The organism is Streptomyces sp. NPDC052101 (assembly GCF_040680235.1).
Lineage (GTDB): Bacteria > Actinomycetota > Actinomycetes > Streptomycetales > Streptomycetaceae > Streptomyces.
Genome location: NZ_JBFAWH010000003.1, coordinates 391,471 through 405,061 on the forward strand (window position 1 = coordinate 391,471; position 13,591 = coordinate 405,061).

Below are 13,591 nucleotides of genomic sequence, written 5' to 3' on the forward strand. Positions count from 1 at the left end.
GGGAACCTCTCCCCGTTTAGACCTGTGTCCGAGCGAAACGGGGACTGCCTCCCCGGATCGCCCTCATCGCTTCCGAGGAGTCCACCGTGCCGACCGCGATCGCCCCCGCACCGCGCAAGGTGCCCCGGCCCCGCGCCGACGCCGTGCGCAACCGGGAGCGCATCGTCACCGCCGCCCGGGAGATGTTTGTCGAGCACGGCCCGGATGTGCCGCTCGACGAGATCGCCCGCCGGGCCGGCGTCGGCAATGCCACGGTGTACCGCAACTTCCCCGACCGTGAGGCCCTCGTCCGCGAGGTCGTCTGCTTCGTGATGGACCGCACGGCCGAGGCGGCCGAACTGGCCCTCGCCGAGACCGGGGACGCCTTCGCCGCACTGGAGCGCTTTGTGCACGCCTCCGCCGACGAGCGGATCAGCGCGCTGTGCCCGATGATCTCCAGCACCTTCGACCAGCACCACCCCGACCTGGAATCCTCCCGTGAGCGCGTCGAGCGGCTGATCGAGGAGGTCGTGGGCCGTGCCAAGGCGGCCGGGCAGCTGCGGCCCGACGTCGGTGTCGGCGACCTGATGATCGTCGTGGCCCAGCTGAGCCGGCCCCCGGCCGGCACGGACTGCCTGCGCGGCGACCGTTTCGTGCACCGTCACCTTCAGCTGTTCCTCGACGGGTTGCGGGCGCCCGCCCGCTCCGCCCTGCCGGGTGCGGCCGTGACTCTCGAGGAGCTGCGCGCGTGCTGACCGATGAGTTCGGCCCCGCATCCCAGTCCACCCCTACGCCCGACCCGCCTCCAGGCCTGACCCGCCTCCAGGCCTTTCCCGCCTCTACGCCTGACCAGTCTCTACGCCTGATTCGCTCCTACGCCTGACCAGCCTCTACGCCTGACCTGCGGCCGTCACCGTCGACCAGCCGCGTCCACCGTCTTCCGTTTTCTCGCGCCACTCCCTCCTTTTTCGATCTCTTTTTCGATCTCCCTCGCACGCTTTCCGTCACGAAGTCCCGAAGTGGGTACCTCCATGTCCGAAACAGCCCTCAAGGCTCGCGGCGCCGCCGTACCGAACGGCGACGCCAACCGCTGGAAGGCGCTTGTCTTCATCGCGCTCGCCCAGCTGATGGTCGTCCTCGACGCCACCATCGTGAACATCGCCCTGCCCCACGCCCAGACCGACCTCGGCATATCCGACGGCAACCGGCAGTGGGTCGTCACGGCCTACGCCCTCGCCTTCGGCGGTCTGCTGCTCTTCGGCGGCCGGATCGCCGACAAGTGGGGCCGCAAGCGCGCCTTCGTCATCGGCCTGGCCGGCTTCGCCCTCGCCTCCGCGCTGGGCGGCGCCGCCACCACCGGCCCGATGATGTTCGGTGCCCGCGCCCTCCAGGGCGTCTTCGGCGCCCTGCTCGCCCCGGCCGCGCTCTCCCTGCTCGCGGTGATGTTCACCGACGCCAAGGAGCGCGCCAAGGCGTTCGGCATCTACGGCGCCATCGCCGGTGGCGGCGGTGCCGTCGGCCTGATCCTCGGCGGCTTCCTCACCCAGTACCTGAACTGGCGTTGGACCTTCTTCGTGAACATCCCGTTCGCCGTCGTCGCCGCGCTCGGTGCCTGGTTCGTCATCCGTGAGCCGGAGGGCGGCCGCAACCGCGCCCCGCTCGACATCCCCGGCGTGTTCCTGTCCACCCTCGGCCTGGTCGCCCTCGTCTACGGCTTCACCCGCGCCGAGTCCGACGGCTGGGGCGACGCGGTCACCGTGTCCATGTTCGTCGCGTCCGCGGTGCTGCTGCTCGCCTTCGTGGTCGTCGAGTCCCGCCTCAAGGCGCCGCTGCTGCCGCTGCGCGTGGTCAGCAACCGCAACCGCGGCGGTATCTACCTCTCCCTCGGCCTCGCGATCATCGGCATGTTCGGCCTGTTCCTCTTCCTGACCTACTACCTGCAGATCGTGAAGGGCTACTCGCCGGTCAAGACCGGCTTCGCGTTCCTGCCGATGATCGCCGGCATGATCACGGGCTCCACCCAGATCGGCACCCGCCTGATGACCCGGGTCGCGCCCCGGCTGCTCATGGGTCCCGGCTTCCTGGTCGCCGGCCTCGGCATGCTGCTGCTGACCCAGCTGAAGATCGACTCCTCGTACGGCATGCTCCTGCTGCCCGCGATGCTGCTGCTCGGCCTCGGCATGGGTACGGCGTTCATGCCGGCCATGTCCCTGGCCACCATGGGCGTCGAGCCCCGGGACGCCGGTGTCGCCTCCGCGATGGTCAACACCTCGCAGCAGGTGGGCGGCGCGATCGGCACCGCCCTGCTGAACACCATCGCCGCGTCCGCGAAGACGTCGTACCTCAAGGACCACATCGCTGGTGCGGCCACCAAGCCGCAGCAGCAGCTGGTCGGGCTCCAGGCCATGGTGCACGGTTACAGCACCGCGATCTGGTTCGCCGTCGGCATCCTCGGGCTCGCCGCCCTGATCGCCTTCACCTTCGTCAACGCCGGCCGTCCGGGCGGCACCGAGGTGATCCGCGGCGAGGGCGTCGAGGACGAGGTGCCGGTGCCGGTGGTGGCCCACTGAGCGCCCGTACGGTGACCGACCGGCGGCCCGCCCGCTGATGTTCCGCTGATTCAGCGGAGCCAGGGCAGGTCCGCACCCGCTTCGTTGGGCTGGAGGCCCTCGGCGACGATCTCCATGATCTCGCCGAGGGCCTTCTGCTGCTGAGGGGTGAGCCGGTCGAACACCGCCTGCCGTACGGCGTCCACATGGCCCGGCGCGGTGCGTTCGAGCACCTCCAGGCCCTCGTCGGTGAGTACCGCGAACTGGCCGCGCTTGTCGGAGGGGCAGTCCTCGCGGCGCACCCAGCCGTTCTTCTCCAGCCGTGCGATCGCGTGCGAGAGCCGGGAGCGGGTGATCTTCGCCCTCATCGCCAGCTCCGTCATCCGCAGCCGGCGGCGCGGGGCCTCGGCGAGGCCGACGAGAAGGCCGTAGTAGATGTGCGGCATGCCCGCGTCGCGCTGCAGCTGCCGGTCGAGATGGTCCTCGAGGAGGGTGGTGGCGTGCAGATAGGCGCGCCAGACGCGCTGTTCCTCGTCGGTCAGCCAGCGGGGCTGTGCGGCGGAGTCGGATGCCGTGTTCATGTGTCCCACTGTACGAGTCGGCTCCTTGAAACTTGAACAAGTCGGGCGTATGCTCTGCCGTGGAACTTGAGAGTTAAAGCATTCGGATGACCGGGAGTCGTAGCCATGTCCGCCGCCACCCAGGAGCGCATGCCCGCCCTCTATCTCAGCCACGGCGCGCCTCCCCTCGCCGACGACCCCATCTGGCCCGGCCAGCTCGCCGCCTGGTCCGCCGGTCTGCCCCGTCCCAAGGCGATCCTCATGGTCTCCGCCCACTGGGAGGAGGCGCCGCTCGCCCTGGGCGCGGTGGAGACCGTCCCGCTCGTCTACGACTTCTGGGGCTTCCCCGAGCACTACTACCAGGTGCGATACCCGGCCCCCGGCGCCCCCGGGCTGGCCGAGTCCGTCCGCAGGCTGCTGCGCGCCCCTGGCACCCCGGTCCAGGACATCCCCGACCGCGGCCTCGATCACGGCGCCTACGTCCCCCTCGTCGAGATGTTCCCGGCCGCCGACATCCCGGTCCTGCAGATCTCCATGCCCACGCTCGACCCGGTCCGCCTGATGGACATAGGCCGCAAGCTCGCCCCGCTGCGGGACGAGGGCGTGCTGATCGTCGGCTCCGGCTTCTTCACCCACAACCTCGCCGCCCTGCGCCACGCGGGCCGCGGCGTGCCCAGCTGGTCCTCCGAGTTCGACGACTGGGGCCGGCGTGCGCTGGAGGCCCGCGACTGGGACGCCCTGCTGGACTTCCTGGGCAAGGCCCCGGCCGGCCGCTACGCCCATCCGCGCACCGAACACTTCGCCCCGCTCTTCGTCACCATGGGCGCGGCGGAGGCGGGCGGCGAGCTGGACGCGCAGAAGTCGGTGATCGACGGGTTCTGGATGGGCATGGCGAAGCGGTCGGTCCAGTTCGGCTGAGGCGAGGCGAGGCGAGTCGAGTCGAGGTGAGTCGAGTCGAGGTGAGTCGAGGCGGGCTGCGGTCGGCCGGGTGGGGGTCCGGGTCTACGGGTCCTCCGAACGAGAGCCAGGGGCTACAGGTCCTTCAGGGGCTAGAGGGGGCTAGAGGTCCTTCTCGTACCAGGCCACGTCCCAGTAGCGGCCGAACTTGCGGCCTACCTCGCGGTACGTGCCCACGTGCCGGAAACCGAAGCGGGCGTGCAGCCGCTCGGAGGCCTCGTTGGGCTGGGCGATCCCGGCGTAGGCGCGGTGCACGTCCTCGTCGGCCAGCGCCTTGAAGAGGGCGTCGTAGAGCAGCGTGCCGACGCCGCGCCGGCCGGCGTCGGGGGCGACGTACACCGAAACCTCCACGGACGTCACGTACGCAGGCTTCGGCCGGTAAGGGCCGGATGTGGCGTACCCCAGGATTTGCTGTGATTCCGCTTCCGTGGCAACCATCAGCCGGTGCGGGCCGTCTTCCGGGTGGGAGAGCAGCCAAGGGCGGCGCTCTTCCGCAGAGAAGATCGCGGTATCGAATGTGATGGCCGTCTCACGTACATAGTGGTTGTAGATCGCCGTGAGGGCGTCGAGATCTCCCTCGGCTCCCGGCCTGACCTGCACGTCTGTGTGTCCCGTCGGCATCCCGCCTCCCAGCGTGGCGGACAGGGTACTGCATGATCAGAAAAATTGGGGGGCGGGTTGGGAATTCTGTCCGGATTCCAGTCGTTGTTTCCCACGGATGCAGGGCACTGAGAGAGAGTCCCAGCGACACTCCCCCGGATGCCGAGCGTTCGTCAGGACCACCCGCCAGACCACCATCGCAAGGGAGCACGCATGGCAACCCGTGCCGTCGCCCGTCGTCAGTCCGCCACCGGCGAGACGGCCGACTCGGCCCGCAGTGTTCGCGCTCATGGCGGCGAGATCGCAGACCGCGACCTGGTCGGCATGTACCTGGACGAGATCGCGCGCACGCCGCTGCTCGACGCCGCAAAGGAGGTCGAGCTCTCCCAGACCATCGAGGCGGGTGTCTTCGCGCAGCAGGTCCTCGACGGCGAGGAGGAGTCCAAGTCGGACGCCAGCCGCGAGGAGCTTCATGCGCTGGTCGCCGCCGGCGAGCGGGCCAAGGACGTCTTCATCCGTTCCAACCTCCGCCTGGTCGTGGCCGTGGCCCGGCGCTACCCGCGCAGCGGCCTGCCCCTGCTCGACCTGATCCAGGAGGGCAACGCCGGCCTGGTGCGCGCCGTCGAGAAGTTCGACTACCGCAAGGGCTTCAAGTTCTCGACGTACGCCACGTGGTGGATCCGTCAGGCCATCACCCGCTCCATCGCCGACCAGTCCCGCACGATCCGGCTCCCCGTCCACCTGGTGGAGGAGCTGGGCCGCATCCGCCGCGTGCAACGCGAGTTCAACCGTGAGAACGGCCGCGACCCGGAGCCCGCCGAGATCGCCGCGGAGCTGGGCGCGACACCGGAGCGCGTCATCGACGTCCTCGACTGGGCCCGCGACCCGGTCTCCCTCAACATGTCGGTGGACGACGAGGGCGAGACCCAGTTCGGTGACCTGTTGGAGGACACGTCCGCGGTGTCGCCGGAGCAGTCGGTGCTGACGTTGCTCCGCAGTGAGGAACTGGACGGTCTGATCGGCCGCTTGGACCAGCGCACGGCGTCCATCATCAAGATGCGGTACGGCATCGAGGACGGCCGCGAGCGCACCCTGACCGAGGTCGGCAAGGAGCACGGTCTGACCCGCGAACGCATCCGCCAGATCGAGAAGCACGCACTGCTCGAACTGAAGAAGCTGGCCCGGGACACCGGCTTCGACGCGGCGGCGTAACGGGTCACTCGTCACCCGCCCGTCGGTGGCGGCGCGGCTACGGCACGGGAACCGTGCGGCGCCGTCGGGTACTGCCCTGGCGGTATGCCGGGTGCGCCGTGCCCGGCAGGGCCTGGTGCCGGTGGGCGAGCGGAGCGGAACGGTGCGCGGGTACGGTGCTCGGGGCGGGTGGTGCCTATGGGCGTACGGTGCCTGGGGGTCGCGCACGCCGGTGGCGAAAGACGGCGCAAACATGGCGTGGTCCCACCGCTTCAAGTCCCGGACCCGCGGGAACAACCCTTCCGGGTCCAAGAAGCAGCCAGGCCCCGGGAACCGCACTCCCCACGACCGCACAGACCGGCACGTACCGCAGAGACCGGCCGACCCCACGCGCACACCGCGCACGACCACACCACGCAGCCACGTCCCGACGCAATCCCCCCCCGGCGCCGGGACCTCCCCAAGCCGGGCTTCGGCGCCTGTCCCCCCGGGTGCCGAAGCCCGGCTTCCTCTGTGTGTCCGTAAGCCGCCGACGGGACTGCGCTCGGCCAAGGGGGCTTGCTGGCCAACTGCCATGCATTGCCCGCCGGTTGGACCCTCTCCCCGAGCGTTATCGGCCTCTCCCGGCCTCTCCCGGCCGTTCCTGCCCCCTCCCGCCCCCTCCCGCCCCCTCCTGTCCGTCCCTGTCAGGCAGCCGCCCGTGCGCGTAGCGCCGTGGTCGCCCAGTCGATCGCAGGGGTCACGGGTTCCGGTGCCGGCCAGCCGTTGATGCGGGCCAGCAGACGGAGATAGGTGTCCTTGCGGGGCTCACGCGCGTCCTCCAGGCGCCGGAGCAGCCACTCGTGCGGCGAGGTATGGCCCGAGGTGGGGTCGTGGTGTTGCCCGGAGACGAGGGCGCACCGGGTGATCAGGTCGGTGACGACGGGATCCGCTTCCGGTCCGTCGGGCCTGGTGCCGGACGCCAGAGCGGGGTCCACGACATCCCGGGTGACGGCGACGACGTCCGGAACGGGCGGCCTACCGGCCCCGGCCCCGGCGCCAGACCCAGGCTTGGGCTCGGGCAGGTTCCCGGCATGGTCCCGGACCAGGCGTCGTACGGCCGAACGGAACCCGTCGTCGAGCGACAACTCTGCCAGCTCCACCCACGCCGCCATCTGTTCCTCGGTCGGGTCGCCGGGCAACTCGGGGGTGAGGGAACGCCGAAGGGCCACTGCGGAAGGGTGCGGCGCGTCGGACTGCGACGGGTGGGACGCACAGGACGCCGACGGGTCGGGCGCGTTGGACTCCGAAGACTCCGCGGACTCCGACGGGTCGGGTGCGGCGAAGACGGAGTCGAGGAAACCGTCGATCAGGCGTCGCCGTTCCGCCTCGGACAGGGTCGCCAACCGGTGCATGAGTTCCATCTCCTCGAAGCTCGGCGTACGCCTTGCCGCCACGGCGGACAGCACCGCCCGGCGCAGGCGCAGCACACTGATCTGCACGTCCAGCGCGGCGGCCTGCTCGGCCGCGACCCGGCCGAGGTCGAGCGGTCGGTCCACGATCCGCCGGATCACATCCAGGCCGAGGCCGAGTTCGCGCAGCGTCCGTACGAGCGCGAGCCGGGCGACGGCCTCTGGGCCGTAGCGGCGGTAACCGGCCGCGGTACGACCCACCGGCGCCACGAGGCCCTGATCCGAGTAGAAGCGGATCGTCTTGACCGACAACCCGGTACACCGGGCCAGCTCCCCGATCGAACGCGAGGTGCCGGAGGGTGAGGTCCCGGAGGGTGAGGTGTCGGAGGGCGAGGTGCCGCTGTGCGAGGAAGAGATGCCGCCGTGCATGGGCCCACCTTCCGGTCTCCCCTGACGGGAGACTCAAGTCTGCGCGGGCGACGGGCAGGTGACGCATCCTGGAGCGGCGGCCCACCCCGTACCTGAACCCCGGGGTGGACCGCCGGATGGCAGATTCTGCCACATGGGCATAGCCTGCCGGGGTGAGCACCACCCCCAGCCCCGCCCACCAGCAGTTTTCTTCCTCTGCGCCAGTCTCGCTGACCGAACGCCGCAAGGCCGAGACCCGGACGGAGATCGCCCGCGCGGCGGCCGCCCTGTTCGTCCGCCAGGGCCTGCGGGCCACCCGCGCCGAGGACATCGCCCAGGCCGCGGGCATCGCACCGCGCACGTTCTACCGCTACTTCGCCACCAAGGAAGAGGCGGTCGCCCCCCTCTACGCGGCGGGCGCCCAGCGCTGGGCGGAAGCGGTCCGCTCGGCCCCGGCCCACCTCACCGTCCCGGAGGCCCTGGAACACGCGGTCCACCACACGCTCACCCCCGGCGTCGGTGTCTCGGCGGCGTCCTGGGAATGGGTCCGCACCCTGATCCGCCTGGCCGACGCCAGCCCCGCCCTGCGCAAGGTCTGGGCCGAGGTGTGCCAGGCGTCGGACCAGACCCTGGCCGAGATCCTGGCGGCCAGGACGGCTTCAACCAGCCGCAGAAGCACCGCGGTTGCTCCAACGGAAACCGATGGAGCCGAGCCGGACGAGAGAGGCGCAGGACCCAAGGGGCGCGAGGCGCACAAGGGGCACGAGGCCCACGAGGCGAGCAAAGGGCGCGACAACGTTGCCGCAGGCTCCGCACCTACCACGCCCCCCACGGCTCCCACACTCCCCGAGGCTCCCGCCCTGCTGCCTCCGGACCTCCGCTTCGCCGCGGCCGTAGCCGGCGCCGCCGTCCGTGTGGCCGTGGAGTCCTGGGCCGCCACTGCCTCCCCACCCACCGGCGCCGAAGGCCCCGCGGCCCTCGCGTTGCGCAACCTCGCGTCCGTGCGCGGCTTTGACTGGGGCGGGAACGGCCAGGGCCACGCGGGCCGCACCTGATCCGTCACCGCCGGAACCCCCCAACTTCGCCCCCCATCCGATTCCTTCTCCCGCCCCATTCCCTCTCCCGCCCCATTCCCCCTCCCGCTCGATTCACCCGCAAGCCCTGCTCAACCTCCCTCCCAACTTCCGTACGTACTCCACCAGTTCATTCGGCCCCCGCACCGTGAACTCGCACCCCACCATCGCCAGCCGCACCGCCAGCCACTCCACGGGATCGCCGGTGGTGCCCCGCAGGACGCAACCGCCGTCGCCGTCGTCCTCCGGCGCCCCGAGCCAAGCCGGCAGCCGCGTGGAGGCCTGTGCCGCCGGCACGGCGAACCGCACCGCGAACTCGTATGTCTCCTGCCGCCGGTGGATGGACTGCCGCAGATACTCGGCGGCGCTCCCCGTCGGCAACTCCCGTGGCGCGAACCGGACTCCGGTCGCGAACGGCTCGCTCACCCGGTCCACCCGGAAGGTGCGCCAGTCGGCGCGGTCGAGGTCGTAGGCGACGAGGTACCACCGTCGCCCGGTCGACACCAGCCGGTGCGGCTCGGTCAGCCGCCGTGACTCGCCGCCGTCCTTGTCGCGGTAGGCGAACCGCAGCCGCTCATGCCCCGCCACCGTCGAGGCCATCACGGTCAGCGTCTCCGGCGCGATGCTCGGTCCGTCCCCGCTGGTCAGCGGTGTGGTCGCCGCCTGCAGCGTGGACACCCTGTGGCGCAGCCGGGCCGGCAGCACCTGCTCCAGCTTGGCCAGGGCCCGTACGGACGCCTCCTCCACGCCCTCCACCGCATGCCCGGCACCCGCCCGCAGGCCCACCGCGATCGCCACCGCCTCCTCGTCGTCCAGGACCAGTGGCGGCATCGCCTTGCCCGCGACCAGCCGGTATCCGCCGTCCGCTCCCTTCGTGGCCTGTACCGGATAGCCCAGCTCCCGCAGCCGCTCGATGTCCCGCCGCACCGTACGGCGCGACACCCTGAGCCGGTCGGCCAGCTCCCCGCCGGGCCACTCGCGGGGGGTCTGAAGAAGGGACAGCAGCTGCAGAAGCCGAGCCGGGGTATCCGTTGTCATGCATCCGAGCATGCCTTACCACTAGGACACGATCTGGCCTAATGGGCTCCTACGTTGACGGCATGACCCACATCGACAGCAAAGCCACCAAGGAGCGCGGGACCGTGTCCCACGGCGACTCCGCCGCGGGGCGCGACCAGTCACAGCGAACCGGCACCGAGGACGTCACACCGGCCCGCACGGCGCTCTCCGCATCAGCCCCCTCCGGTGGAGCGCGTCGTTGGCTGGCCCTGGCCATCGTCATGACCGCAGCCTTCATGGACCTGGTGGACGTGACGATCGTCAACATCGCCATTCCGTCCATCCGGCGCAGCGCAGGCGCCTCGGTCAGCCAGATCCAGTGGATAACCGCCGGCTACGCCCTGGCCTTCGCCGCCGGTCTGATCACCGGCGGCCGTCTCGGCGACATCCACGGCCGCAAACGGCTGTTCCTGATCGGCGTCGGCGGCTTCACCTTCGCCTCCGCTCTGTGCGGCTTCGCCGCGAACCCGGAGATGCTGGTCGCCTCCCGCATCCTGCAAGGCGGAATGGCGGCGATGATGGTGCCGCAGGTGCTGTCGATCGTGCACGCCACCTTCCCGGCCCACGAACGCGGCAAGGTGTTCGGCATGTTCGGCGCGGTCGTCGGTCTGGGGGCGGTCTCCGGCCCGCTGCTGGGCGCGCTGCTGACGGAGTGGAACCTGTTCGGCCTCGAATGGCGGCCCATCTTCCTCATCAACCTCCCTGTCGGTGTCCTGGCCTGGATCCTGGGCCGCCGGTTCATCACCGAGTCCAAGGCCCCGAAGGCGCTGAAACTGGATCTCGTCGGTGTCGCCCTGGTCTCGCTGGGCCTGCTGATGCTGCTGTACCCGCTCACGCGCGGCCGCGAGCTGGGCTGGCCGCTGTGGGGATACGTCTGCATGGCCGGTGCGCTCGTCGTCTTCGTCGCGCTGGTGTCGTACGAAAAACGGAAGGCGGCCAAGGACGGTTCCCCGCTCATCGAGCTGTCACTCTTCAGGGTGAAGAGCTTCGCCGTGGGCATCGCCGTACAGACCGTCTTCGGCGTCGCGCTCGGCATCTTCTTCCTGGTCTGGACGCTGTACATGCAGATCGGCCTGGGCTGGAGCCCGCTGCGGGCCGGGCTGACCGGCGTGCCGTTCTCCCTCGCGGTGTCGACGGCGGCCGGGATGTCGGTGCAGAAGCTGGTCCCGAGGTTCGGGCGGAAGGTGCTCCAGGCGGGCGCCCTGGTGATGGGCGTGGGCGTGCTGCTCTATCTGTGGGAGGCGCACCAGTACGGCCTCGCCATCGCCTCCTGGCAGATGGCCCTGCCGCTGGTCGTGATGGGCGCGGGCATGGGGCTGATCGTCGCCCCGCTGACCGACGCGGTGCTCTCGCAGGTGCCCCGCGAGCACGCCGGCTCCGCGTCCGGCCTGGTCAACACGGTGCAGCAGATGGGCAACGCGCTCGGCCTGGGACTTGTGTCGGTGGTGTTCTTCGGTGAGATCGGCGACCGGCTGGCCCCGGCACAGATCGGCCCGGCCTTCGTACACGCCTTCCAGCACGCACTGTGGTGGGTCGCCGGGATCATGGGCGCGATCTTCCTGCTGATGTCCGCCCTGCCGAAGCGGCCCGCTCAGCATGTGGAAGGCGCGGTGGAGGCCGTACCCGTACCGCCGGTGGTGGAGAAGGAACCCGAACTGGTGCCCTGAGCAGGCATGACGAGGGCCCGGCGCTGATCAGGTGCCGGGCCCTCGCCCATGTCCTCGCCGTGCCCTCGTCATGCCCCTGCAGGACGTGTCACGGGACTTTCCGCTCCCGACCCCGGAAGCCCGTTCATGTCCGATTGGAATCCGAACCTGTTTACTTTCCGGATATCCCGGCGTAGCCTCCCAGTGAAACCACACGTTCGGGCATCACTCGGAAGTGAACAGACACCGAGAGCGCCGAGAGCACCGAGAGTGCCGGGGGCATCGAGACATCGAGGCGGAGGCCAGCGACATGTACGCACCGGAACGGCAGCAGGAGATCCTCCGGCTGGCACGTGACGGCGGCCGGGTGGACGTGCTGTCGCTCGCCGAGGAGTTCCAGGTCACCGCCGAAACGATTCGTCGCGATCTGAAGGCCCTCGACCGCGCCGGTCTCGTCCGCCGGGTCCACGGTGGTGCCATCCCGGTCGGCCGCCTCGACTTCGAACCCGACCTCGCCGAGCGCGAGTCCACCGCCGCCGACGAGAAGGACCGCATCGCCAAAGCCGCCCTCGCCGAACTCCCGACCGAGGGCACGATGATCCTCGACGCCGGTACGACGGTCGCCCGGGTCGCCGCCGCGATCCCGCTGGAGGCCTCGCTGACCGTCGTCACGCACAGCCTGCCCATCGCCGCCCGCCTCGCCGACCACCCGGGCATCCAGCTCCATCTGGTCGGGGGGCGCGTACGGCATCGCACGCGCGCTGCCGTGGACGCCTGGGCGCTTCGCGCGTACGGCGAGATCCGCGCGGACGTGCTGTTCGTGGCGGCGAACGGCTTCTCCGTCGAGCACGGTCTGACCACCCCGGACCTCGCCGAGGCCGCGGTCAAGCGGGCCGCGGTCGCCGCCGCCCGCCGCGTGGTGCTGCTGGCCGACTCCGCCAAGCACGGTCAGGAGCACTTCGCCCGCTTCGGCGCCCTGAGCGACGTGGACCTGCTGATCACCGACAGCGGGCTGAGCCCTGAAGACGCCGCCGCCATCGAGCGCGGCGGCACGGAAGTAGTGCGCGCATGATCCTCACCGTCACCCCCAACCCCTCCCTCGACCGCACCTACGAGGTGCCCGCCCTGGAGCGCGGCGAGGTCATCCGCGCCACCGGCGAGCGCATGGACCCGGGTGGCAAGGGAGTGAACGTCTCGCGCGCCGTCGCGGCCGCCGGGCAGCGCACGGTCGCCGTTCTGCCCCTGGGTGGTGCGCCGGGGGCGCTCGTCGCCGACCTGCTCGACGCGCAGGGCATCGAGGTCGCGCCGGTCCCGGTGGCCGGCGCCACCCGCTCCAACGTCGCGCTCGCCGAGTCCGACGGGGTGCTCACCAAGATCAACGCGCCGGGCCCGGAGCTGTCGCCGGCCGAACAGGAACTCCTTCTGGACACGGTCCGCGAGCACTCGCGGGACGCCGACTGGATCGCGTGCTGCGGCAGCCTGCCCCGGGGGCTCGCGCCCTCGTGGTACGCCGACGTGGTCACCCGGGCGCACGCCGGGGGCGCGCGCATCGCGCTGGACACCTCGGGGCGCGCGCTGCTCGAAGCGCTGCGCGCACGGCCGGACGTGGTGAAGCCGAACGCCGAGGAGCTGGCGGAAGCCGTCGGGCGCCCCCTGGCGACCGTGGGCGACGCGCTGAAGGCGGCCGAGGAGGTGCGCGGCATGGGCGCACGCGCCGTGCTTGCGAGCCTGGGCGCCGACGGACAGCTCCTCGTCGAGGACGCGGGCACCTGGTTCGCCGCGGCCCGCGTGGACACCGTCCGCAGCAACGTCGGTGCCGGCGACTCCTCCCTCGCCGGCTTCCTGATCGCCGGCGGCAGCGGCCCCGAGGCGCTCGCCTCCGCCGTCGCCCACGGCGCCGCCGCCGTCCAGCTCCCCGGCAGCGTCATGCCGACCCCCGCCGACCTGGACCCGTCGGCGGTGACCGTCACGGCCGAGATCCCGCTCGACCGCGAACTGACGGAGCCGGTGTCATGACCCCGCTCGCGCTCCGCGGCGCACGCCCCGGCACTCGGCGCCTGGGCGCGCGCCCCGGCACCACGCCCCCGGGCGCCCCTACCCGACCGGCCCCGAAGCGGCGGGGCTCCCCGTTAACCGCCGCTGACACCGGGCGGCATCGCAGGCCGAGCCGTCGAGCCG

Annotated in this window: 12 protein-coding genes; 8 read left to right on the top strand and 4 right to left on the bottom strand. The window is 71.2% G+C overall.

Features of this window, described 5'->3' with window-relative positions:
• The first annotated feature begins 86 nt into the window (after positions 1-86).
• Together AB0L75_RS09115 and AB0L75_RS09120 are read left to right on the top strand one after the other, a co-directional pair.
• On the top strand, positions 87-734 hold the full coding sequence (locus AB0L75_RS09115; protein ID WP_365177469.1) for a helix-turn-helix domain-containing protein: 648 nt from the start codon (positions 87-89) through the stop codon (positions 732-734).
• A 276-nt stretch (positions 735-1,010) separates the two neighbouring features.
• Positions 1,011-2,549 (top strand): MFS transporter, encoded by a 1,539-nt coding sequence (locus tag AB0L75_RS09120; RefSeq protein ID WP_365177471.1) that lies wholly within the window; start codon positions 1,011-1,013, stop codon positions 2,547-2,549.
• Between the two features lie 50 nt (positions 2,550-2,599).
• On the opposite strand, the gene AB0L75_RS09125 is transcribed toward AB0L75_RS09120, so the two are convergent.
• Entirely contained in the window at positions 2,600-3,109 is a 510-nt protein-coding gene (locus tag AB0L75_RS09125; RefSeq protein WP_365177474.1) for a MarR family transcriptional regulator, read from the bottom strand.
• Positions 3,110-3,214: 105 nt separating this feature from the next.
• Here AB0L75_RS09125 and AB0L75_RS09130 point away from each other — a divergent pair, with 105 nt between their 5' ends.
• A complete protein-coding gene (locus tag AB0L75_RS09130) occupies positions 3,215-4,006 on the top strand; it encodes a class III extradiol ring-cleavage dioxygenase (protein ID WP_365177477.1) in 792 nt (263 codons plus the stop codon).
• A 141-nt stretch (positions 4,007-4,147) separates the two neighbouring features.
• On the opposite strand, the gene AB0L75_RS09135 is transcribed toward AB0L75_RS09130, so the two are convergent.
• Complete coding sequence (locus AB0L75_RS09135; RefSeq protein WP_365177480.1) at positions 4,148-4,666, bottom strand: N-acetyltransferase family protein; 519 nt, start codon at positions 4,664-4,666, stop codon at positions 4,148-4,150.
• A 192-nt stretch (positions 4,667-4,858) separates the two neighbouring features.
• Here AB0L75_RS09135 and AB0L75_RS09140 point away from each other — a divergent pair, with 192 nt between their 5' ends.
• A complete protein-coding gene (locus AB0L75_RS09140) occupies positions 4,859-5,857 on the top strand; it encodes a sigma-70 family RNA polymerase sigma factor (protein ID WP_365177483.1) in 999 nt (332 codons plus the stop codon).
• A 665-nt stretch (positions 5,858-6,522) separates the two neighbouring features.
• Here AB0L75_RS09140 and AB0L75_RS09145 read toward each other — a convergent pair.
• Positions 6,523-7,656 (bottom strand): MerR family transcriptional regulator, encoded by a 1,134-nt coding sequence (locus tag AB0L75_RS09145; protein ID WP_365177485.1) that lies wholly within the window; start codon positions 7,654-7,656, stop codon positions 6,523-6,525.
• Between the two features lie 152 nt (positions 7,657-7,808).
• Here AB0L75_RS09145 and AB0L75_RS09150 point away from each other — a divergent pair, with 152 nt between their 5' ends.
• A complete protein-coding gene (locus tag AB0L75_RS09150; RefSeq protein WP_365177488.1) occupies positions 7,809-8,690 on the top strand; it encodes a TetR family transcriptional regulator in 882 nt (293 codons plus the stop codon).
• A 93-nt stretch (positions 8,691-8,783) separates the two neighbouring features.
• On the opposite strand, the gene AB0L75_RS09155 is transcribed toward AB0L75_RS09150, so the two are convergent.
• Positions 8,784-9,746 (bottom strand): YafY family protein, encoded by a 963-nt coding sequence (locus tag AB0L75_RS09155; protein ID WP_365177491.1) that lies wholly within the window; start codon positions 9,744-9,746, stop codon positions 8,784-8,786.
• A 242-nt stretch (positions 9,747-9,988) separates the two neighbouring features.
• On the opposite strand from AB0L75_RS09155, the gene AB0L75_RS09160 reads away from it, so the two are divergent.
• The 3 genes from AB0L75_RS09160 (at position 9,989) to pfkB (ending at position 13,429) form a co-directional block, all read left to right on the top strand.
• Positions 9,989-11,434 (top strand): MFS transporter, encoded by a 1,446-nt coding sequence (locus AB0L75_RS09160; RefSeq protein WP_365178061.1) that lies wholly within the window; start codon positions 9,989-9,991, stop codon positions 11,432-11,434.
• Between the two features lie 289 nt (positions 11,435-11,723).
• Positions 11,724-12,485 carry a DeoR/GlpR family DNA-binding transcription regulator gene (locus AB0L75_RS09165; RefSeq protein WP_365177494.1) on the top strand — a complete coding sequence of 254 codons (762 nt, stop codon included), beginning with the start codon at positions 11,724-11,726 and terminating at the stop codon, positions 12,483-12,485.
• The gene (gene pfkB, locus AB0L75_RS09170; RefSeq protein WP_365177497.1) at positions 12,482-13,429 is read left to right on the top strand and encodes a 1-phosphofructokinase; all 948 of its coding nucleotides are present in this window, start codon (positions 12,482-12,484) and stop codon (positions 13,427-13,429) included. The genes AB0L75_RS09165 and pfkB overlap by 4 nt, the downstream gene beginning before the upstream one ends.
• Positions 13,430-13,591: the final 162 nt, after the last annotated feature.

Coding starts and splice junctions, on each gene's coding strand:
- AB0L75_RS09155 (WP_365177491.1), bottom strand. CDS start 9,746: ATGACAACGGATACCCCGGCTCGGCTTCTGCAGCTGCTGTCCCTTCTT.
- AB0L75_RS09160 (WP_365178061.1), top strand. CDS start 9,989: ATGACCGCAGCCTTCATGGACCTGGTGGACGTGACGATCGTCAACATC.
- AB0L75_RS09120 (WP_365177471.1), top strand. CDS start 1,011: ATGTCCGAAACAGCCCTCAAGGCTCGCGGCGCCGCCGTACCGAACGGC.
- AB0L75_RS09145 (WP_365177485.1), bottom strand. CDS start 7,656: ATGCACGGCGGCATCTCTTCCTCGCACAGCGGCACCTCGCCCTCCGAC.
- AB0L75_RS09130 (WP_365177477.1), top strand. CDS start 3,215: ATGTCCGCCGCCACCCAGGAGCGCATGCCCGCCCTCTATCTCAGCCAC.
- AB0L75_RS09140 (WP_365177483.1), top strand. CDS start 4,859: ATGGCAACCCGTGCCGTCGCCCGTCGTCAGTCCGCCACCGGCGAGACG.
- AB0L75_RS09135 (WP_365177480.1), bottom strand. CDS start 4,666: ATGCCGACGGGACACACAGACGTGCAGGTCAGGCCGGGAGCCGAGGGA.
- AB0L75_RS09125 (WP_365177474.1), bottom strand. CDS start 3,109: ATGAACACGGCATCCGACTCCGCCGCACAGCCCCGCTGGCTGACCGAC.
- pfkB (WP_365177497.1), top strand. CDS start 12,482: ATGATCCTCACCGTCACCCCCAACCCCTCCCTCGACCGCACCTACGAG.
- AB0L75_RS09165 (WP_365177494.1), top strand. CDS start 11,724: ATGTACGCACCGGAACGGCAGCAGGAGATCCTCCGGCTGGCACGTGAC.